Source organism: Flavobacterium saccharophilum (assembly GCF_900142735.1).
GTDB lineage: Bacteria > Bacteroidota > Bacteroidia > Flavobacteriales > Flavobacteriaceae > Flavobacterium > Flavobacterium saccharophilum.
Genome location: NZ_FRBY01000003.1, coordinates 707,433 through 729,174, shown reverse-complemented (window position 1 = coordinate 729,174; position 21,742 = coordinate 707,433). Strand labels below are relative to the sequence as shown.

22 protein-coding genes are annotated in these 21,742 nt (G+C 33.8%); 9 read left to right on the top strand and 13 right to left on the bottom strand.

Annotated elements, in window-relative coordinates; genetic code table 11:
- Positions 1 to 43 precede the first annotated feature (43 nt).
- The gene (locus BUA98_RS13170) at positions 44 to 871 is read left to right on the top strand and encodes a Cof-type HAD-IIB family hydrolase (protein ID WP_072973201.1); all 828 of its coding nucleotides are present in this window, start codon (positions 44 to 46) and stop codon (positions 869 to 871) included.
- Positions 855 to 1,385 carry a GNAT family N-acetyltransferase gene (locus BUA98_RS13165; protein WP_072973314.1) on the top strand — a complete coding sequence of 177 codons (531 nt, stop codon included), beginning with the start codon at positions 855 to 857 and terminating at the stop codon, positions 1,383 to 1,385. Before BUA98_RS13170 ends, BUA98_RS13165 begins: the two co-directional genes overlap by 17 nt.
- A gap of 99 nt (positions 1,386 to 1,484) precedes the next feature.
- Here BUA98_RS13165 and BUA98_RS13160 read toward each other — a convergent pair whose 3' ends face one another.
- Positions 1,485 to 2,006 (bottom strand): hypothetical protein, encoded by a 522-nt coding sequence (locus BUA98_RS13160; RefSeq protein ID WP_072973199.1) that lies wholly within the window; start codon positions 2,004 to 2,006, stop codon positions 1,485 to 1,487.
- A 491-nt stretch (positions 2,007 to 2,497) separates the two neighbouring features.
- Here BUA98_RS13160 and mtaB point away from each other — a divergent pair, with 491 nt between their 5' ends.
- Positions 2,498 to 3,832 (top strand): tRNA (N(6)-L-threonylcarbamoyladenosine(37)-C(2))-methylthiotransferase MtaB, encoded by a 1,335-nt coding sequence (gene mtaB / locus BUA98_RS13155; protein WP_072973198.1) that lies wholly within the window; start codon positions 2,498 to 2,500, stop codon positions 3,830 to 3,832.
- Between the two features lie 84 nt (positions 3,833 to 3,916).
- Here the strand turns inward: mtaB and BUA98_RS13150 are convergent, their stop codons facing one another.
- From BUA98_RS13150 to BUA98_RS13120, 7 genes are all read right to left on the bottom strand, one after another.
- Positions 3,917 to 4,537 (bottom strand): FG-GAP repeat protein, encoded by a 621-nt coding sequence (locus tag BUA98_RS13150; RefSeq protein ID WP_072973196.1) that lies wholly within the window; start codon positions 4,535 to 4,537, stop codon positions 3,917 to 3,919.
- A gap of 2 nt (positions 4,538 to 4,539) precedes the next feature.
- Complete coding sequence (locus BUA98_RS13145) at positions 4,540 to 5,049, bottom strand: hypothetical protein (protein ID WP_072973194.1); 510 nt, start codon at positions 5,047 to 5,049, stop codon at positions 4,540 to 4,542.
- 246 nt (positions 5,050 to 5,295) lie between these two features.
- A complete protein-coding gene (locus BUA98_RS13140) occupies positions 5,296 to 6,012 on the bottom strand; it encodes a 3-ketoacyl-ACP reductase (RefSeq protein ID WP_072973192.1) in 717 nt (238 codons plus the stop codon).
- A 111-nt stretch (positions 6,013 to 6,123) separates the two neighbouring features.
- A complete protein-coding gene (locus BUA98_RS13135; RefSeq protein WP_072973190.1) occupies positions 6,124 to 6,540 on the bottom strand; it encodes a TonB-dependent receptor plug domain-containing protein in 417 nt (138 codons plus the stop codon).
- A gap of 92 nt (positions 6,541 to 6,632) precedes the next feature.
- Positions 6,633 to 7,595 carry a hypothetical protein gene (locus BUA98_RS13130; protein ID WP_072973188.1) on the bottom strand — a complete coding sequence of 321 codons (963 nt, stop codon included), beginning with the start codon at positions 7,593 to 7,595 and terminating at the stop codon, positions 6,633 to 6,635.
- Positions 7,596 to 7,597: 2 nt separating this feature from the next.
- A complete protein-coding gene (locus BUA98_RS13125) occupies positions 7,598 to 8,098 on the bottom strand; it encodes an RNA polymerase sigma factor (RefSeq protein WP_072973186.1) in 501 nt (166 codons plus the stop codon).
- Between the two features lie 364 nt (positions 8,099 to 8,462).
- A complete protein-coding gene (locus BUA98_RS13120; protein WP_072973184.1) occupies positions 8,463 to 9,299 on the bottom strand; it encodes a DUF6929 family protein in 837 nt (278 codons plus the stop codon).
- A gap of 206 nt (positions 9,300 to 9,505) precedes the next feature.
- On the opposite strand from BUA98_RS13120, the gene BUA98_RS13115 reads away from it, so the two are divergent.
- Positions 9,506 to 10,381 (top strand): PPK2 family polyphosphate kinase, encoded by an 876-nt coding sequence (locus BUA98_RS13115; protein ID WP_072973182.1) that lies wholly within the window; start codon positions 9,506 to 9,508, stop codon positions 10,379 to 10,381.
- 190 nt (positions 10,382 to 10,571) lie between these two features.
- On the opposite strand, the gene BUA98_RS13110 is transcribed toward BUA98_RS13115, so the two are convergent.
- A complete protein-coding gene (locus tag BUA98_RS13110; protein ID WP_072973181.1) occupies positions 10,572 to 11,117 on the bottom strand; it encodes a hypothetical protein in 546 nt (181 codons plus the stop codon).
- A gap of 236 nt (positions 11,118 to 11,353) precedes the next feature.
- On the opposite strand from BUA98_RS13110, the gene BUA98_RS13105 reads away from it, so the two are divergent.
- The 3 genes from BUA98_RS13105 to BUA98_RS13095 are packed head-to-tail and all read left to right on the top strand — an operon-like array spanning position 11,354 to position 14,976.
- On the top strand, positions 11,354 to 12,739 hold the full coding sequence (locus BUA98_RS13105; RefSeq protein WP_072973179.1) for an MATE family efflux transporter: 1,386 nt from the start codon (positions 11,354 to 11,356) through the stop codon (positions 12,737 to 12,739).
- Between the two features lie 28 nt (positions 12,740 to 12,767).
- Positions 12,768 to 12,995, top strand: coding sequence for a hypothetical protein (locus BUA98_RS13100; RefSeq protein ID WP_072973177.1), 228 nt, complete (start codon positions 12,768 to 12,770; stop codon positions 12,993 to 12,995).
- Positions 12,996 to 13,032: 37 nt separating this feature from the next.
- Positions 13,033 to 14,976: an LTA synthase family protein gene (locus BUA98_RS13095; protein WP_072973175.1), complete on the top strand. Its 1,944-nt coding sequence runs from the start codon at positions 13,033 to 13,035 to the stop codon at positions 14,974 to 14,976.
- A gap of 57 nt (positions 14,977 to 15,033) precedes the next feature.
- Here BUA98_RS13095 and meaB read toward each other — a convergent pair whose 3' ends face one another.
- The 3 genes from meaB to BUA98_RS13080 all read right to left on the bottom strand — a co-directional run bounded on the left by meaB (position 15,034) and on the right by BUA98_RS13080 (position 17,374).
- Positions 15,034 to 16,128 carry a methylmalonyl Co-A mutase-associated GTPase MeaB gene (gene meaB, locus BUA98_RS13090; RefSeq protein WP_072973173.1) on the bottom strand — a complete coding sequence of 365 codons (1,095 nt, stop codon included), beginning with the start codon at positions 16,126 to 16,128 and terminating at the stop codon, positions 15,034 to 15,036.
- A 139-nt stretch (positions 16,129 to 16,267) separates the two neighbouring features.
- Complete coding sequence (locus tag BUA98_RS13085) at positions 16,268 to 16,909, bottom strand: NAD(P)-dependent oxidoreductase (RefSeq protein WP_072973172.1); 642 nt, start codon at positions 16,907 to 16,909, stop codon at positions 16,268 to 16,270.
- Between the two features lie 57 nt (positions 16,910 to 16,966).
- Complete coding sequence (locus tag BUA98_RS13080; protein WP_072973170.1) at positions 16,967 to 17,374, bottom strand: RrF2 family transcriptional regulator; 408 nt, start codon at positions 17,372 to 17,374, stop codon at positions 16,967 to 16,969.
- A gap of 233 nt (positions 17,375 to 17,607) precedes the next feature.
- Here BUA98_RS13080 and BUA98_RS13075 point away from each other — a divergent pair, with 233 nt between their 5' ends.
- Positions 17,608 to 18,537, top strand: coding sequence for an AEC family transporter (locus tag BUA98_RS13075; protein ID WP_317614828.1), 930 nt, complete (start codon positions 17,608 to 17,610; stop codon positions 18,535 to 18,537).
- A 110-nt stretch (positions 18,538 to 18,647) separates the two neighbouring features.
- Positions 18,648 to 19,286, top strand: coding sequence for a peroxiredoxin (locus BUA98_RS13070; RefSeq protein WP_072973166.1), 639 nt, complete (start codon positions 18,648 to 18,650; stop codon positions 19,284 to 19,286).
- Positions 19,287 to 19,383: 97 nt separating this feature from the next.
- Here BUA98_RS13070 and BUA98_RS13065 read toward each other — a convergent pair whose 3' ends face one another.
- Positions 19,384 to 21,621, bottom strand: a complete 2,238-nt coding sequence (locus tag BUA98_RS13065; protein WP_072973165.1) for a cation:proton antiporter domain-containing protein — start codon at positions 21,619 to 21,621, stop codon at positions 19,384 to 19,386.
- Positions 21,622 to 21,742: the final 121 nt, after the last annotated feature.

Below are 21,742 nucleotides of genomic sequence, written 5' to 3'. Positions count from 1 at the left end.
GTTCCCATTTTACTGAAAACTGAGACTGAAAACTCAAAAAAATATGCAGTATAAAATGTTAGTGCTCGACATGGATGATACCTTGTTGACAGACGATCATAAGATTTCGGAATTAAATAAAAAAGTACTTCTTGAAGCGCAGGCAAAAGGCGTTTATGTGGTTTTGGCTTCTGGCCGTCCAACATCTGCCATGACCGCTTATGCTAAAGAACTGGAATTAGATTTGAATGATTCTTATATTATTTCCTTTAACGGTGCTATAATTAGTACAGTTAAAGATGATCTTGTTTTATTTGAACAAAAACTGACTGTAGAACAAATCCATGAATTATACGATTATAGTGTGAAAATGAAAACGCATATTATCACGTATCTGGATAATGAAATTATCAGTGAAACAGATTCGGAGTATATTGAAATCGAAAAAGAAATCACAGGATTAGCCCATCTTAAAGTTCCAAGTTTTAAAGATGCCGTTTCTAAACCTGCTGTAAAATGTATTTTATTGGCAGAACCTTCGTATCTGAAAGGGCTAGAGCAGGATTTGAAATTAGCAATGCCTCATTTAAGTATTGCAATGTCAAAACCGTTTTTCCTTGAAGCAGCTCAAAATGGAATCGATAAAGCAGCAAGTATAAAAATCTTAGCAGAGAAATTAAACATCCATCAAAGTGAAATTATAGCGGTCGGAAACGCAGGAAATGATTTAACTATGATCGAATATGCCGGTTTAGGCGTTTGGGTTGATAATGTGATACCTGAATTGCGCGACAGGGCGAATGTAATTGTCGCGTCAAATAATGATAATGGTGTTGCTGAAGTTGTTCAAAAATATATCTTAAATAATTATGTTTATGAAGAAATCAATTGAAACAGAACGTCTGCTTTTGAGGGAATTTGAACTTTCTGATATAGAAGGGATGTTTGAATTGGATTCGAATCCAAATGTACATACTTTCGTAGGGAAAAAACCAGTGACGACTATAGAGGAAAGTATTGCGATGATTGAAAATATTCAACAGCAATACAAAGATTTTGGAATAGGTCGTTGGGCTGTCATTCTAAAAGAAACAAATGAATTTTTAGGCTGGTCCGGAATAAAATTCATTACCAATGAAATCAACAATCATAAAGATTTCTATGAAATTGGATACCGTTTTATAGAGAAACACTGGGGAAAAGGATATGCTACTGAAGCAGGGAAAGTCTTTGTGGATTATGCTTTTAACGAATTGAAAGCAGACGCACTTTATGCGTACGCAGATGAAGGAAATGAAAATTCAAGAAGAATACTCGAAAAACTAGGTTTGAAATACACCAATTCGTTTGAATATGAAGGAGAATCTGAAGTTTGGTATGAATTGAAAAATCCAAATTTGGTCTAAACCAGAGAAATGCGTCCCAAATCTTTGTAAACTTTCCTCATAAAGGTTTGCAAAGATTTGGAAAACAACTCGTAATTTTTTATTCTCTGTTTTTTGGTATTATTTTTTAGCTACAGAAACAAAATATTTATTTCCATCACCCATAGTTAATTTTACACGTTCATCACAAAGATCGATTGCAAAATTTACACTTTCGTAGCAGCTGCAAGTTGTGTTTTTGTCTTTAGACATTTCTGTTTTACAGTTGTTATTTTTGAAGGTTGCTAATTGTGGTGTATATAAACTCACTAAATCTGTTGAAGCAGTAACCAATGAAATAATACTTGCTGAATTATTGTTTGTAATTCTATAAACAATTCTATCAGTATAATTTACTTCATTTACAGTCACTTTACGAATGTAAGTATAAGCAGTTGAACCTTCACCTGGCTCTTTTACTTCAAATTTAAATCCAACCGCACGAATAGCAATGTCAAATTGTGACTGAGAGTTTAAACTCGCCCAAGTTGTTAAAGTGCTAATCGATGGAAAAGGATTACTTGCAGCCGGAGCATTAGTTTGCGCTTGCGAACTAAAAACGGTTAAGAACATCAAGCAGATTGTGGGTAAAAATGCTTTCATATAGAATTTAATTTATAATTTTCGCCTACTCTTTCTGGTTTTCGGCCTGCCCATTTTTTATTATAACAAAACAACAACATAACGAGTAAAAAACAAAATTGTTATGCGTAATTTGTTTATAAAATAATTTACTTGTTTTTAGCGAAGTGAAAAATACTCCTAAAAACTTTCTAAACAAAGTTAAATGTAAGAAAATTTCAATTTAAAGAATGAAAAAATGCATTTAATCGATAATATTTGCATTTAATCGATGTTTTGTCAATTTATTCTTATTGAAAATATTTTTTGTATTTCTAAAATTATCCTGTTTTCAAAATATACTTTGTCCTGCTAACTGTTTTTCAGGCAGATTCAAAATACATGTTCCGTGCAAAATGTTGATATATAGTATATTATTGATTTTATTTTAAAGAATATTGTACGTAAATTTGCAAACTCTTCAAAAGAGATGTAAATATAATATCTTACTACTTAAAACGTAGTCTATTCCTATGGAAAACAGAAAAAAAGTTGCCTTTTATACGCTTGGTTGCAAACTGAACTTTTCAGAGACTTCTACAATCGCCAGAAACTTCAATGATGAAGGTTTTGATCGTGTCGATTTTGAAGAAGTTGCAGACATCTATGTTATCAATACCTGCTCGGTTACAGAGAATGCCGATAAACAATTTAAGCAGGTTGTAAAAAAAGCAATGAAACTCAATGAAAAGGCATTTGTGGCGGCTGTTGGTTGTTATGCACAATTAAAACCAGAAGAATTAGCAGCGGTTGATGGTGTTGATTTAGTTTTGGGTGCTACAGAGAAATTTAAAATTACTGATTATATTCACGACTTAAGCAAAAACGATATGGGTGAAGTCCACTCCTGCGAAATTGCTGAGGCTGATTTTTATGTTGGAAGTTATTCTATTGGAGACAGAACCCGTGCGTTCCTGAAAGTTCAGGATGGTTGTGATTATAAATGTACGTATTGTACAATTCCGTTAGCAAGAGGAATTTCACGAAGTGATGCTCTTGAAAATGTTTTGCAAAACGCTAAAGAAATTTCAGCTCAGAACATCAAAGAAATTGTTTTGACTGGAGTAAATATAGGAGATTACGGAAAAGGTGAATTTGGAAATAAAAAACACGAACATACTTTTCTTGATTTAGTTCAGGCTTTAGATAAAGTTGAAGGAATTGAGCGTTTGCGAATTTCATCGATTGAACCTAATTTATTGAAAAACGAAACAATTGAATTCGTTTCTAAAAGCCGCACTTTTGTACCGCATTTTCATATTCCGTTACAATCAGGAAGCAATGATATTTTGAAGTTGATGAAACGTCGTTATTTGCGTGAAGTTTATACTGAACGTGTAAACAAGATTCGCGAAGTAATGCCGCACGCTTGTATTGGTGTTGATGTTATTGTTGGTTTCCCAGGAGAAACAGATGAACACTTTTTAGAAACGTATCATTTCTTGAATGAAATGGATATTTCGTATTTACACGTTTTTACCTATTCTGAAAGAGATAATACAGAAGCCGTTAATATGTCAGGAGTTGTTCCTGCAAATGTGCGTGCAAAACGAAGTAAAATGCTTCGTGGGTTATCTGTTAAAAAGCGTCGTGCTTTTTACGAAAGCCAATTAGGAACCAAAAGGACGGTTCTTTTTGAAAGTGAAAATAAAGAAGGATACATTCATGGTTTTACTGAAAACTACGTAAAAGTAAAAACACCATGGAATCCTGAATTGATTAATACGCTGCAAGATATTAATTTGACAAAAATTGATGAAGACGGAAGTGTTCGTTTAGAGTTTGTAAACAAATTAGCGGAAGTGTAAAATGATAATTGTGAAATGTAAAATGGTTTATTTTTCTAGAGTTTACAAAAACAGCAAAGCCCTTTAAAAAGGGCTTTGCTGTTTTTAATTTAATTCAATCTTTTTCTTAATCAATCTATAATTTTCATCATTTGGATCCTCTTTAAGGATATACAATGTATTGTTTTCAAGAAAGACTCTCTTTTGTAGCTCTTCGTTATTCAGTTCTTGATGTGCCGTTGGTATCAAAAACGTTTCTACGATTTGTTTCCAATTTGAATTTTGATGTGAATAGGTTGTCATTTCGTAAACAGTTCCATTCATTGGAGCCTGATAGACTGAAAAATCTTCTTTACCGTCCTGATTTAAATCGCCTTCGTTTATTAATTGAGCTTCACAACATCCAATAAGGATTGTCTTTAATTCTTTATTACTAAAAGAGATTGTGTATTCATCCGGAGTTCCATCTTCAACGGGATTTCCTTCACCTTGTTTTGTCTGAGTAATAATTGCGAATTCATCTTTACCATCACCATCAAAATCTCCTTCTATTTTAGGGCCAATTAAAATTCGGTCCGTTTTTTCCGGTTGAATAGATTTTGTTTCGCTTTTTGCAGTATCAATGCTTTTTGCAGTAGAAGAAGATGTCGTTATTTCATTATTGTTTTTTGTATTGCAGGAAAACACTAAAAAAGAAACAATCGTAAAACAGATAATTTTATTCATGCTTACTTTATTTCTTGCTCCAATACCAATTTCAAGGAATTAATATAATCCGTATCAAATTCAATAACTCTGATTTTTTCCGGATTGAAACTTAATTCACCACCAAACTGACCTCTTGTATCCAGGAAGTCGATAGTTAATTCTTCATCATTCAATTCAAGCAATTTGCCTAAATAAGCCGATTTGGCAGATTTTTTTGCAATCTGAAAAATGCCATATTTATTGGTTAAGAAATTTACAATCGAAGCTAAATCCTTAATTGGGATAATATCTTCGGCGCTTGTTTTCAAACCTTTTAAGCGGATCACTTTTTCTGTAAAGGCAAGATCCTGATCTCTGTGAATCGCTTCTATATTTTTGTTTTTCAGAATCACAAAACCGTCCAAAATGTAATCGACCGGATTATTTCGAAGTAAAATCCAGTCATCAGAATAATCAATAAGAAATCCAGTAAAAATTTCTTTTTTATCCGTGAATTCTATTGCAATTAATTGTCTTAAATATTGTTCCATCATTTTCGTTTTAGTAAAATTCCAATCCCGAAGCCTCGGGATAAATTCCAAATTCCAATTCAATCAGTATTTTGAATATGGAATTTAAATATTAAAATTTATATTTTTTAGGCTATTAGATCTTTGTAAAAGTTTTAAACTGTCACAAAGATTAAAGTACGATAGTTTTTAGACTCCAATTTTTTAAATTCTAATCATATAAGAGATGGAATTTGGAATTTAAATATTGGAATTTATTTTTTAAAATTAAGGATTAGTAGACCAAATACTGCTGTTTTTAATAAAAACTCTTCGGTTTAATTTAAGTTGCGCAATCAATAATTCTGCAATATCTTCAGACTGCATTACTTTTTCAGGATTTCCATCCGTTAAGTTTAAATCTTTTGCCATATCGGTTGCAACAGTACTAGGAGTTAAGGCAGAAACGCGGATGTTGTGCTTTCTCATTTCCTGCATTAAAGAATCTGTCAAACCTAAAACTGCAAATTTTGAAGCGCTGTAAGCACTCGTTAATGCGTTTCCAGCAAGTCCTGCAGTTGATGAAATATTAATAATATCACCAGTCTGTCTTTCAATCATATTTGGAATAACGGCGCGGGTTGTATAATAAGTTCCCATTAAATTCACCTGGATGATTTTTTCCCAGGCTGCGGGCTCTAATTCCATGAATTTTCCAAAAGAAGCAATTCCGGCACTGTTTATTAAAATGTCTATCGTTTTAAATTTTGATAAAGCTTTTTCTACAGCGCTGTTTATCGCATTCATATCTGAAACGTCTGCTGCTAAAGCCAATGATTTTACACCCAGATTAGAAGCTTCATCTGCCAATTGATCAATGTCGGTTTGGGTTCTTGAAACTAAAATTACATTTACGCCTTCTTTGGCTAAAGCAAGTGCAATTGCTTTTCCAATTCCTTTTCCCGCTCCTGTAATTAGGGCATTTTTATTTTTTAAGTCTGTCATGGTAGTATTTTTAGAAATGCAGAAAGCATCATTTTAGTAACACAAAAATACAGTTTTTGCTTCCTAAAATAATGCTTTAAATGTTTTCTTAATCTAAGTTTAACAACTTTCTTATTCGTCGTTATTGTTTTGACTATTCTTTTTTGTTGTAATAATTATAACCCCATTTTTTCCTTGATTTCCATAAATGGAAGTAGCTTCAGTGCCTTTTAAAACTTTTATGTCCTGAATATCATTTGGATTAACTTTAGAAAATTGCTTAGCATTTATCAGTCGACCATCAAGAATGTATAAAGGTTCATTTCTTTCCTGAATACTTTTAATACATACAATTCGTAAACTTGGTGGTGAAGAATCCGTTTTTACAAAATTTGAAGAAACTTTTACAGGTGATATCTCAACTTCCGTTTGGACAAATTTAGCTTCTTTTATTTCAGAAATTAAGTCAGTAACTATTTTTTCTTGTGCTTTAGTGCTGAGACCTATAAGCATAGCAATGCCCAATGAAAGAGTTTTGACATTTTTCATGAAAGTGATTTTTTAGATAATTGTTGAGATTTATCTTTGTCAAAGTGTAAAACTTTGACAAAGATTTTTAGGAATCAATTTGAGTTTTGTAATTAATTTTTAGGAGCAGGCTTTCCGTTTTTAGTCATAATAATAACAACTCCTTTTTTTCCTTTTTCGCCATATTTTGCAACGGCTTCTGTATCCTGAAGAATGGTAATAGTTTTTATCTCCTGTTTGTTTAAAGGAGCGTATGGACTAGTAGGGTTATTTCCGAATAAATCATTTTCTGAATAATAGACACCGTCAATAATGTATAACGGTTCGTCTAAAACCACTAACGATTCTACGTTTTCGGGTTGAAAGTTTGGTAATTCTGCCTGCATCATCTCATCTCTTTTTGCATCATTGCTATGAGACATTGCTTTACCATTTAAGATAACCAATGGTGTACTTTTTTTAGCTTTTTCAGCTTGTTGTCCAGCTGCTTTTGCTGCAAAAGCTTCTCTTTCTACCTTTTTTGAATAGCCTAAATCAGCAACTTTATCTTTTGCAACTGAATCTTCTTCGTCATTAACAAAATCTGAAGAAGACACAGATTCCGAAATTGGTGCGATGACTTCAACAGGTTCAGAAACAGTTCCTATACCAACAGCTTCTGCAACTGTAATTTGATCATTGTTAGCAACAACAGTTTGCTGTTCTTTTATTTGTTTGTCTAAGATCTTAACAGCTTCAGCTTTCGGAATTAGTTTTGAATCTTCGATAGCAACTCCATCCTTTTTAATTTCTGATTTCTGAATTACTTCTTTCTCCGTTTCATTTACGACCACTTCTGAAGCTGGAATCGTAGTGTTTTGATCTGATTTTAAAAATTGTGTCCCTAAAGATATTAATAATAAAAGAGAAGCAGCAATGGCAATTTTTTTCCATAATGAAATCGCTTTTTTATCTTCTTTTTTATCGAGTTTATCTTCAACGCGCGCCCAGACTTTATCCATTCCCGGAAACTCCTTTTGTTCCGAGTTGTGCGCGGCTTCTTTAAATTTATCGAATATTTTATCTTGATTGTCCATGACTACTTTGCTTTTTGATAATACAATTTGTTTACTAATTCCTTCAGCTTGGTTTTAGCTGCATTCAACTGTGATTTTGAGGTACCTTCAGAAATGTTTAGCATTGCTGCAATTTCTTTGTGCCCAAAACCTTCAATAACAAAAAGGTTAAAAACAGTTTTGCAGCCGTCCGGAATATGGTTTAGTAAATTGAGTAAATCTTCTTCTTCCAGAGAATTGATTTCTTCTGTAAAAGGTTGTGACAGCAATTTGACATCATCAAGATACATATTGAAATTGGTGTTCTTCCTGATAGTTGCCAAACAGTGATTGACGGTTATTTTTCGTGCCCAAGCCTCAAAAGCTAAAATTTCTTTTAACTGATCCAGTTTTGTGAAAATGGTATAGAAAGCGTCGGCCATCGCTTCTTCAATTTCCTCTTCCTTCTTTAAGTATCGTTTGCAAACGCGATACAATTTTGGAGCCATATGCTCATACACCTGACGCTGGGCATCACGGTGCATTTTTTTGCAGTTGGAAATAATGGTTTCGTTTATCACAATTGTTGTCTTTATACTAAAGAGAGCTTAAAAGATAAAAAGGTTGGGAAGGCTGTGGAAAAAAGTTTTTTTTAAAGGCTCAAAGTTGCTAAGGTTCAAAGGTACAGAGTTTTATTGTAAAGGTTTACAGCAGTGCGTCTTTAAGCGTGGTTTTTATTGAAATGGGTATTCTTTGCGGATTACATACTGCTGTGCACCTCTACTATTACCGACAATTTTTTCAAAATTCTTTGCGTCACTCTGTGATTTCTTTGTGAATCTCTGTGGTAAAGCTTTTACACAAAGATTTACAAAGAATCCGTAAAATTGCACAAAGTGAATGTGTTATTTACTTAACGGGCAAACTCAATTTAAAAATCTTAGTCTCCAATAATTCCGTATCATTATCCTCGCAAAGTAAAAACTCAATTTTATCACTTGATTTTTTATAAAAAGTCAAGCCTTCAAATTTATTGGTTGATGTTATTTTTTGAGTGAAATCGATTTTCATGGTTTTAAGATCTATTCTTCCAATGAAACTACCTAAGATATCACCATCATCATAAGTTGATTTGGTGTCTTCCGCAGTTGATAAGAAATAGATTTTATCTTCAACCAAAATAGCATCTGTAAAACTGGAACGAACTCCTTTTATTTTTGGCAATTTATAATTGGTTGCCACCAAAGCAAATTCTTCGCCCAGACTTTTGGCGTGAATGGTGAAAATGGTGTTTTTGTTGGATACTCCGTTACCGCGGTTGAATAAATACCAATTTTCGCCATCGAAAATAGCGCCTTCCAAATTGAAGTCTTCCGGTTTTATTTCTCCGAAACTTTGCATTAAAGCATATAAATCAACTAAATCATTTTTTTGTAAAATGGTTTTCGACTTAAGATCGAAGGCAATCATTTTGTTTCGTTTGTCTGTAGAACCCGAACCAAAAACATATAAGGTATCATTGTGATGTGTTACCGATTCAAAATCGGGTTTTATGTTTTTCGGAATGTTTTGCGACGGATTATCAATTAAAGGATGATGACTCAATTGCTGATCCTGCATATTGTATTCGTATAAAAATCCACTATTGTCGCCAATGATATAAAGAGAATTGTTATTGAAAAATAATCCTGATGCTGATCCGATTCCGATGATTTGAAATAATATTTCTAATGTAAATTTTTCCATGAATGTTGTTTTGTAAAAGTGTCGCTAGCCCTGATAGAAATGAAAATACTTTGAGGAGAAATTGTATTTTTTACTGACAGAACAAAGCGACCAGCGGAAGCTCTTGTTATGGCTTGTAAAAAAACAATTTATTGAAAAAGTATTGCAATGAATAGCAGGAATATGCTTCGTAAAATTAGTATATTTATAATATAAAATGGAAAAATATGAAATCTATAGACCCGAATGATTTTAAAGTTGTAAAAAAAATAAAGTTATCCAAGATTTCGACTTTGCTCGATATTGATGCAGACGAAGAGACAAAAGAAAAAAAACTGGATAAAGTTCAGGCGAAATTGAGTGACTTACAGGACGTTATGTATTCGCATAATAAATACGGTGTTTTGATTTGCCTACAGGGAATGGATACGTCCGGGAAGGATAGTTTAATCAGGGAGGTTTTTAAGGAATTTAATCCGCGTGGGGTTGTGGTGCACAGTTTTAAAACGCCGAATTCGACTGAATTGGAACATGATTATTTGTGGCGACATTATCTGGCACTTCCTGAGAAAGGAAAATTTGCCATTTTTAATAGAACACATTATGAGAATGTTTTGGTAACACGTGTGCATCCTGAATATATTTTGGGTGAGAATTTGCCAGGAATTAATTCGATTGACGATATTACGCCTCAATTTTGGGAAAATAGAATTGAGCAGATTAATAATTTTGAAAAGCATATTTCGCAAAACGGAACTATTGTAATGAAATTTTATTTGCATTTGAGCAAAGAGGAGCAAAGGGAACGTTTGTTACGCCGTTTGGAAGAAGAAAAACACCATTGGAAATTTTCTCCTGGCGATTTGAAGGAAAGAGAACATTGGAAAGAATATCAGGAATATTATGAAGAAGCCATCAATAAAACTTCGACAGATTATGCGCCCTGGTATATTGTTCCTGCCGATGATAAAGAAATGGCGCGTTATATTGTTGCTAAAATTATTTGGGAAGAAATGCAAAAACATACTGATATTAAAGAACCGGATCTTGATGACAAAATAAAAGCTAATATCGAAATGTATAAAAAAGAATTAGGGGCTTAATTATTTAATTAGATAATGTGCCAATTAGAAAATTAGATATTTTCTTACTGTATTAAACCCGATTGGTTTTTGAAACTTGTCGGGTTTGTTTTTTTTGGGTTGTGCAGACTTTATATAAACAACAAAACCCGACAGACTATGAGGATCTGTCGGGTTCATACCAAAAACAAAAGAATAAATGAACGTATTTTTATAAATCAAATCCGTAGGCAAGACGTAAAGCCACCTGATTGGTTTTGAATTTGTTGTAGTCCTCGTAGCGGACACTGATATCGATATATTTGTTGGCGTACCCAATTCCTGGCGCCCATAAAAAAGTAGTGTCGTCATATCCGTTTGTAACGGCAAAACCAGCACCCACTTCACCTAAAACATAGAATTGATCTTCCCAAATGAAGGCTTTAAAACCAGCTTTTGCAGGAATAAATCCAAGATCTTTTTGATCAACTCCATTGTCGTCTTTTCCCATAAATAGGTTTGTAAAACCTGTGGTCAATGTCAACGATGTTCTTTTAGACAAATCATATTGTAAACGAACATCTCCCCCAAGAGACCAATCGTAAGCATTGTCAGTTGGTAAACCTCCGTTTAAACCAAATCCCAATCTAAAACCCTGATCGTAATTTTTAATTTCACCTTCGGTTTTTGCAGTTGCAGTGTCTTGAGCGAAAGTTGTGTTGGCAGATAAAAAAGCTATAGCAGCTAGGCAGATAAATTTCAGATTTCTTGAGATCATAAAGACAATTTTTTTTGAATTATTAATAGTGTAAAAGTAGTATTGAGGTGTTTTGGAGTCGTTATATAATTTTCCGAAATTGTTATATAATTTTAAAACAGGCTTTATTTTCTATGTTTAAAGTTCTTGGAAATTAGAATTTATTTTTTGGAATTTTTAATATTAGCTTATCTTTTTTAATAATACCACAGAATTCAAAGCTTCTGATTATCTTTGCCGACTTAAAAACAATAGAATTGAACTTAGCACAGTATACAAAGGAGTTTTCGTATAATTTTAAGTTGGCTTATCCCGTAATTTTAGGAATGGTGGGCCATACTTTAATAGGTATTGTCGATAATATAATGGTAGGGAAGTTGGGAAGTACTGAACTTGCCGCAGTTTCGCTTGGAAACAGTATGGTTTTTATTGCCATGTCTTTAGGGATAGGTTTCTCGACAGCCATTACGCCAATTGTAGCAGAAGGTGATGCGGAGAAGAATGATACTAAAGTTCGTTCTGCTTTTCATCATGGCTTGTTTTTATGTACTATTTTAGGATTAATGCTTTTTGGTGTAATTGTTCTGGCAAAGCCAATAATGGAATTACTGCATCAACCCGCTGATGTTATTAAACTTGCAAAACCTTATTTGGACTGGGTTGCTTTTTCATTAATTCCGCTAATTATATATCAGGGATACAAACAATTTGCTGACGGAATGTCGATGACAAAATATTCGATGTACGCTATGATCATGGCAAATGTGCTACACGTAGGTATAAATTATGTTTTGATTTATGGTATTTGGATTTTTCCTAAAATGGGAATTATTGGTGCAGCTCTAGGAACGGTTATATCAAGAATATTTTTGGTCATGTTTATGCACATTATGCTGTCGCGAAGAAATGATTTAAAACGCTTTTTTCAAGATTTCAGTTTTCAGGAAATTAAAAAAGAAACCATAAAAAAAATAATAAGCATTGGTTTTCCATCAGCCATGCAAATGCTTTTTGAAGTGGTGCTGTTTACAGCCTCCATCTGGCTTTGCGGAAATATTGGAAAAACCAGTCAGGCAGCCAATCAAATTGCTTTGAGCCTTGCGTCGATGACTTTTATGTTTGCGATGGGATTAAGTGTAACGTCGATGATTAGAGTTAGCAACCAAAGAGGTTTGCAGGATTTTAGAAAATTGGTAGTGGTGGCCCGTTCTATTTTTTTATTGGCCATCATACTCGAAACCCTTTTTGCTATACTATTTGTTGCGTTCCATAATTACTTACCGTATCTCTTTTTGAATATGGAAAATGGAGGACAATTACTTGATAATAATGAGGTGATAAGTATTGCATCGAAATTACTTTTGATTGCCGCTATTTTTCAAATTTCTGACGGAATACAAGTGGTTGTTCTTGGAGCACTTCGCGGTTTGCAGGATGTAAAAGTGCCAATGTATATAACCTTTGTTGCCTATTGGGTAATTGGTTTCCCGATTTCGTATTATTTGGCAGAATATACGCCATGGAAAGCAGAAGGCGTCTGGATTGGACTTTTGGCAGGATTAACTTCTGCGGCAATATTTCTATACATTCGTTTTCACTACTTAACTAAAAAATTAATTAATAATTCAGTTTCAAATAGCTAAATTTGAAGCATATAAAAACAAAAATAAAATGGAATTACCTAAATTTTTACTTGGAGATAATACTGATTTTCCAGATGATATTTTCATCATTCACCTAGATTACCCAAGATTTATAATCAATTTAAAAGATGATGAGGTTGAGTTTTTAGAAGAAGCGGAAGATCTTGATGAAGCCGAATTAAATGCTGAAATGGAAGGTTTAATTGAAAAAGCAAATGAATTTTATGACAGAGAAATAAATCGTTACGAGGAATAATTTGTTTGATATTTTTTTTACGTTCTAAATCTTTCTAATGAAAAAATTAAGTTTTTTAAAACCTATTTTCAATTTTATAGCAATCGGATTGCTAATTACTACTTTAAGCCGAATATTTTTATTTTTTCTTTTTAAAGACAGGGTTGTCGAAACACCAAATTTCTGGTATATTTTTCCAATCGGCCTTCGAATGGATTTGATTTTACTATGTTATTTGTCTTTTCTTCCGGCTGTTTTAATTACTTTTTTACCGAATAAATGGTTAAAGTTCACTAATAAATTTCTTTTAATTTATAGTTTCTTATTCCTGTTTCTAATTCTGTTTGTAGAATTAGCTTCGCCTGATTTTGTAAAACAATATGATACGCGTCCGAATAAAATCTTCTTAGATTATTTAATTTATCCTAAGGAAGTTGTTGGGATGCTTTTAAAAAGTTACCTGAGTTCTATTATAGTTACGTTCCTGATTTTAGCAGCGGTTATCTATTTTGCTTTCAAAAAAGGAAAAAAATATTTCTATACTTCACTAGCTGATTATAAATTCAAATTAATGGTTTTTCCATTGGTTGCTTTTTTATTGTTTTTTGGAGCACGTTCAAGTCTTACTTCAAAGCGTCCAATTAATGCCAGCAATGCTGTTTTCTCTACAGATCAGTTGACCAATACTCTTGGATTGAATTCATTCTACACGGTTGCATTTGCAGCCTATTCGATCAAAAATGAAGGAAATACCAAGATGTATGGAAAAATGGATGAAGCCGAAGCTATTGCGCGTGTAAAGAAATACATGATTGCAGGTCCAAATGATTTTACCGATGCTGATATCCCGTTTTTACATGTGCAACAACCAGACTCAGCTAATAAGAAGCCTTATAATTTGGTTATCTTTTTACAGGAAAGTTTAGGGGCAGAATATGTTGGAATTTTAGGTGGGAAACCATTGACGCCGGAATTTGATAAATTGTCAAAAGAAGGTTTATTGTTTACCAATTTGTATTGCACTGGAACACGAAGTGTACGCGGAATTGAGGCGGTTGTAACCGGATTTTTACCTTCACCATCAGAAAGTGTGGTAAAACTTGGAAACTCACAACAAGGATTTTTCACACTTGCAGATGCCTTAAAACAAAAAGGGTATGACACTAGTTTTATTTATGGTGGAATGGCGAATTTTGATAATATGGCTTCGTTTTTCAACGGAAATGGTTTTCAGGATATTGTAGATCAGGAAGATTTTGAATCAGATGGAAATAAATATGCTTTCAAAGGCACCTGGGGTTATTCTGATGAAGATTTGGTTACCAAAGCAAATAGTTACTTTAAGGCAAAAGGTGACAAACCTTTCTTTTCTTTAATGTTTTCGACATCAAATCATGAACCTTTCGAATATCCGACAGGAAGAATCCAACCTTTTGACAAGAAACCTGCAACAGTAAATAATGCCATGAAATATGCCGATTTCTCCATTGGGAAATTCTTCGAAATGGCTAAAAAAGAAGCGTATTTTAAAAACACGATTTTCATTGTTATTGCGGATCATAACACAAGAACATACGGTAAAAACTTAGTGCCAATTAACAAATTCCATATTCCGGCTTTAATAATGGGGCCAGGAGTGAAGAAAGGTTCAGTTTATAGCAATTTGGCAAGTCAGATTGATATTCCGCCAACCTTATTAGGTTATTTAGGAATTCCTTTTGAAACGCCAATGGTAGGTAGAAACTTAAATAAGCTGGATGCCAAAACACAAGGAAGATCAATTATGCAGTTTAATGATATCAATGCCTTCAGAGTTGAAAATCAGGTTGTGATTATGCAGCCTAATTTGAAACCATTGCAGTTTGAAATCAAAAATGATACGACTTTAATTCCGGTTAAATTAAATGAAGAATTAGCAAAAGATGCTTTGGCGCATGTAATTACAGCAGGAAATTTGTATAAAGAAAACAAATACAAGTTGAAAGGAAAAGTTTCTAAGTAGCTAAGATTCTAAGGTTCTGAGTTTTTAAATTACTTAGCAACTAAGAATCTTAGCTACTTAGCTACTTTTAGAAAAATACAATTTTAATAAATTTTGAGCAGCTGCAAAAGGTGAAATTTCATCGTTTTGCACTGCTTTTTTATTTTCTTCCAATTGCGAAATAATTTCGGGTTGATTATAGAAGTTGAGTTTCAATTGTTCATTTATGGTTTCCATCATCCAAAAATGATTTTGTTCCTTTCTTTTTTCGGGAAAGAAACCAGTTTCATTTGTCATTTGAACATAATCAGATATGGTGTTCCAGATGTCTGAAATACCTTCTTTGGTAATAGCGCTACAAGTCGTAACTTTTGACTGCCAGTTTGATTTTTTGGGAGGAAATAAATGCAACGCCCTGTTGAATTCTAATTTCGCCTGATTTGCTTTTTTTATATTGTCGCCATCGGCTTTGTTGATGACAATCGCATCGGCCATTTCCATGATACCACGTTTAATACCCTGAAGTTCGTCGCCTGCACCGGAAATTTTTAGTAATAAGAAAAAATCCACCATACTGTGAACAGCGGTTTCACTTTGTCCTACGCCAACGGTTTCAATAATTATAGTGTCATAACCAGCGGCTTCACACAAAATAATCGATTCACGCGTTTTTCGTGCCACGCCGCCTAAAGTATCTCCCGAAGCACTTGGTCTGATAAAAGCATTTTCATCTTTTACCAATTCTTCCATACGGGTTTTATCGCCTAAAATACTCCCGTGCGAAAGTGAACTACTCGGATCAACGGCCAATACCGCTACTTTTTTTCCAAGTTGTGTTAGGAAAGTTCCAAAAGCTTCAATAAAAGTACTTTTTCCAACGCCGGGAACGCCTGTAATTCCTATTCTAATAGATTTATTGGCATTAGGCAAACATCCTTTAATAACTTCATTGGCTTTTTCAGCATGCTCCTGATTGGTGCTTTCGACCAAAGTAATAGCACGGCTCAAAGCTGTTCTGTTTCCATCCAGAATTCCGGCAATTAATTCTTGTGAAGAAGGTTGTTTTCGCCTATTTTTCTGAATTTGACTTATAGCCGATATATTGATAATTTCAGGAGGTGAAATACCGGCTTTTTCTTGTAAACTACTAGATGGCTTTTTTGGACTTGACAAAATACATTTTTTGGTATTGTAAAAGTACAGAAAACAAAAACAGTTTCAAAAAGGATTTTCTTTGAAACTGTTTTGATATGTAACACGAATTTCACTAATTAACACTAATTAATTCGTGTAAATTTGTGGAATTCGTGTTTTAATAACCCGCAGTAAAACGAACCTGGTGGTGTTTTGGAGTTTCTGCTTCATCAGCAATTACAACAGCCAAATCTTCTACAGATAAAATGCTTCTTTGCTCGTCATTGAATACTGGGTTTTCTAAACCTAAACGGTATTTCCCGGTTCTTCCTGTTGTAGTTCCGGCGTGCATTTCGAATGCAGGACTAAAAAAGGCCCAGTCCAGTTCTTTTTCTTCTTTAATGATGTTCAGGTAATCACGTGCAGCAGTCGCAGCAACATAATATTCTTTTGGAAAATCTGGTGTATCCACTGCTTGTAAACCGGGTGCAACAAACAAACTTCCGCCGCCTCCAATTACACTGAAACGTTTTACTCCTGATTTTTTCACTGCTTCCTGAACAGATTTTGAACCGGCAATAAAATCATCATAAATGTTTGGGTTGGTCCATCCGGCATTGTAAGCACTAATGATAAGATCATTTCCTTCTAAGATTTCGGCTAATGCATCTGAATTAAAAATATCAACAGCTACCCAATTTACATTTGCAGTTTCTTTTGGTGTTCTTGCAATAGCAGTAATGTCATGATTTCTGCTTGCTAATTCGTTTAAAATGGCTGAGCCTACAAATCCTGTTGCTCCAATAAGTGCGATTTTCATAATATATAATTTTTATTAGTAATAAAAAATGTTACAGTTTTGTGTAAAAAAATAGTTTTAGAACTGATTAGAAAAATCTTCTAAAGAAATTCCCTCTAATTGTAAACTAACTTTTTGATTCATATCCGCGTATAAAGCGGCTAAATTTTGATTGATTTTTTTTCCAACCGGACAATCCGGATTCGGCTGATTTTTAGCATATCCCAGATTAATGGTTTCAAAAGTCATTTCAAAAATTTCTTTCAAAGTAAGATTCGTTGGATCCACGGCTAATTTAGTTCCGCCATTTTTACCTTCTTTACTTTCGACAATATGATGTGCTTTTAGATTGGCAATTTCTTTTCGTACCAAAACAGGATTCAGATTAATACTTCCCGCAATATATTCAGATGATAAATAATCATTTGGATATTTGGTGAGTAAAGTAAGAATGTGAATCGTTATGGCAAATTTACCTGAAATCATACTGTAATAAAATATGTTACAAATGTAAAGTGTTTTATTGAACAAAAAAAATATTTAACAGTTTTTTAGTTCCTAGTCATTAGTCGTTAGTTCTTAGTAATTAGTTTTGATAAATAAGTAGTCATCTAGGGATTTTAGAAAAATTATCTTTAAAACGATTAGACTAAAAACTAACAACTAACGACTAATTACTAACGACTAAGCACTAATTACTAATTTAGAAATCCTTATTTTTGTCGGGAACCTACGATATGAACAACTTTATTCAGATATTCTTCTTCTTGTTTTTAGGATTGCTTTTGCAAAAGGTAAAGCGGTTTCCAACTCATATCTATAAAAGCATCAATAAAATTGTTATTTATGTATGCTTACCCGCAATCACTTTATATCATATTCCGAAAATAAAATGGAACAATGATCTGTTGTTTCCAATTGGAGCGGGCTGGATTAGTTTTTTCCTGGCATTTGTTTTCTTTCATTTTTTAGGGCGACGATTGGGTTGGTCAAATAAACTTATTGGTTGTTTGGTGTTGACGGCAGGATTGAGTAATTCCTCTTTTTTAGGTTATCCTATAGTGGAAGCCTTATTTGGAAAAAAAGGTTTAGAAACGGCAATTTTAGTAGATCAGCCCGGCACTTTTGTTGTGGTTTCTACTTTAGGTGTTTTTGTGGCGGCATTTTACTCAAAAGGAAGCCCGGATGCGTGGAGTATTTTGAAGAAAGTAATTTTATTTCCGCCTTTCATTACGTTTGTAGTGGCCTGCTCTTTGAATGTTTTTAATTATGATTTAGATCTAAATCTTCAATCTGTATTGTTGAAAGTAGGAAGTCTGGTTACGCCCTTGGCTCTGTTTTCTGTTGGGTTGCAATTAAATTTTGATAGAAGAAGTCAGCATTGGCGATTTTTACGATTGGGACTTTTCTTCAGACTTATCGTAACGCCATTCATTATTATGGTCTTATATGTTTTCATTTTCAATCAACATTCTGAGGCCATTAAAATTACCATAATTGAAATCGCAATGGCACCCATGATTACGGGTGCTATATTAGCTTCAACCTATGGTTTAAAGCCGAAATTAAGCAGCATGATGATTGGTTTCGGAATCCCGATATCTTTTATTACCCTTGCTATCTGGTACTTTATTGTTAGTTTTATTTAGATTGTTTTAAGCTATTTGAGTAGTTTAGAGTAAAATTGATAGAAAAAGTAGAGTTTAGTTTTTTTAATTATATTTTTTAGTAATTTTAGAGGAACTAAAAAAATATAATTATGTCAACATTAAGATTAGGCGATATAGCTCCGGATTTTCATGCAGAAACCACAGAAGGACCAATCAATTTTCATGAATGGTTAGGAGATTCATGGGGAGTTTTATTTTCGCATCCATCAGATTTTACTCCTGTTTGTACAACAGAATTGGGAACAGTAGCCAATTATCTTCCTGAATTTACTAAAAGAAATACAAAGGTTATCGCTTTGAGTGTTGATGGTTTAGAGTCGCACAAAGAGTGGATCAAAGACATTAACGAAACTCAAAATACAATAGTTAATTTCCCGATAATTGCAGATGAAGATAAAAAAATAGCCACTTTGTATGATATGTTGCATCCAAATGCAAGCGATAAATTTACAGTTCGTTCTGTTTTTGTAATTGGTGCTGATAAAAAAATCAAACTGACTTTAACCTATCCGGCTTCGACAGGAAGAAATTTTGACGAATTGCTTCGTGTTATTGATAGTTTGCAATTAACAGCAAATTACAGCGTAGCAACTCCGGCGAACTGGAAAGACGGCGATGATGTAGTAATTACTCCGGCGGTTCCGGACAGTGATATTCCTGCGAAATTCCCAAAAGGTCACACGCCAATAAAACCATATTTGCGTATGACACCGCAACCGAATAAATAAGGGGCTAAGATACTAAGGTTCTAAGGGACTAAGATTCTAGATTTGTTAAGAGTTAAACTCTCAGAACCTTAGAATCTTAGTCCATTAGAACCTTCAATTAAGCTTTTTTCATCAATTCGCTCATTCTTTTTTTATCTCCAACAACCCAGATAATATCATTTTTTCCTAATACGATATTGGATTCCGGGTTTAAGATTCGATTTCCGTTTCTTTCGATTCCAACTACCATTCCGCCCGTTTTTCCTCTAAACTGACCGATGCTTTTGTCAATAAATTCTTCTTGAGAAACTTCGAGTTGGCGTAATACAATTTGAGATTCTTCAACTGATGTAGGTGCTTCGACTTCGTTTTGATTTAAATATTTGGCAAACTCAGTAACTTGTGCATCTGTACCAATTACACATACTTCATCGCCAGGAAAAAGACGTTCATTTTTCGTTGGAATAGAGATCATAACATCACCTCGTTTTATGTAGGCAATATTAATTCCCATTTGCTCGCGAATGCGTAATTCTTCCAATGTTTTCCCCGCCAGATTGGATTCTTTTCCAATATCAAAAAATGACATGTGACCGTCCCATGGCATTAAGTTCGCATAACGTCTGTCTATTTTTTTGTTTTCACGATCGTTGAGGTTTTTTAAGAAGTGACTTTCAATTCTATGATATTGTTCGTTTAATTTTTTCGGGAATATTTGATAAGCGGCAATAGCAATGATAAGGGCTACAAAAGCAACTAATGGAGAGAAGAAAATATTCAGCAAGAAACCAATGAAAAATAATCCTAAACTCATTCTTATCAAAATCATCATCAACAAAGCACCGCGATATTTACGTTCTTCCCACAATAATTCCACTTCTTCGTCAGCTATACGTCGTAATGAAAGTGCCCATAGAAACGGAGCAATAATAACTAATGTTATAAGCGCAGCTAATGTATTTCCAAATCGGGTATCAGCCACTAATGGCGCAACAAATTTTGATGATAATAAAATGACGGCCGTAATAATAACGGTATGGAGAATAATCTGAATGATATAAGCATTCAGTACTTTTTGCCAAATGCTAACCGATTTTATTGCTTGCGCATTGACGCTATAACGGTTAATATTTTTGACCCATTTTCTAGGCAATTTATGTTCTAGAAAATTTGAAAATGGAACCGCATATTTTACCATAAATGGCGTAGTAAACGTTGTTATGGCAGAAACGGCTACCACAACCGGATATAAAAACGAACTTGTAACATTTAATGTCATTCCTAACGTGGCAATGATAAACGAGAATTCTCCAATTTGTGACAAACTCATTCCGGTTTGTACAGATTGTTTTAATGGCTGACCGGCAAGTAGGGCACCAATTGTAGAACTCACAGATTGTCCCACAATAGTGACAAGCGTTAAAATAGCAACTGGCAGCGCGTGTGTGTATAACATTTTTGGGTCAATTAACATTCCCACAGATACGAAGAATATCGCCCCAAATAAATCTTTTACCGGTTTTATCAAATGCTCGATATGTTCTGCTTGGGTGGTTTCGGCAATTATAGATCCCATTATAAAAGCGCCTAAAGCAGGTGAAAAACCAACATTTGCAGCAAAACTAACCATCATTAAACACAAGGCTAATGAAACAATTAATAGCATCTCATCAGTTAATAAATGCTTTGTTTTTTTAAGAAGGGTAGGGATAAAAAAGATTCCGCCTAAGAACCAAACGGTTAAAAAGAAAATCAGTTTTAATACAGACATCATAAGTTCACTTCCCGAAAATTGCTGACTTACTGCAATAGTCGAAAGTAAGACCATCATTAAAATGGCAACAATATCCTGAACAATAAGCGATCCAATAACAATTCCAGCGAACTTTTGTGCCTTAACACCCAATTCATCAAAGGTTTTTAAAATGATAGTAGTAGAGGAGATTGATAAGATAACACCAAGAAATATACTATCCATAGACGCCCAGCCCATCCATTGCCCGACGAGATAACCAATAATGACCATGGTAATAATTTGGGTAATAGCTGTAATAGAAGCCGTACCGCCGACCTTCATTAATTTCTTAAAACTAAATTCGAGTCCCAAACTAAATAACAAAATGATCACACCAATTTCGGCCCAAACTTCAACACTTTTCATTTCGGTGATTGATGGAAAAAAATCAAAATGATTTCCTGCCAGAAAACCGGCAATCAAATAACCTAAAACCAAAGGCTGTTTCATTTTTTTAAAAAGTAACACAGCAATTCCGGCAGTGATCAGGATTAATCCCAAATCACTAATTAAAGGTCTTAAATGGTGGGTAGTTTCTGCAGCAGCGTATAAAGAAATCATAAAGTGGTATTTTTTGTTCAGGAGCTAATCCAGCTTTCCATTTCAAGCTTTTATTCAAAAAACATATTTTTAAAGTAGTTACAGGAGCTTCCGTTGGTCGCTCTGTATCTACAAAAAAAAT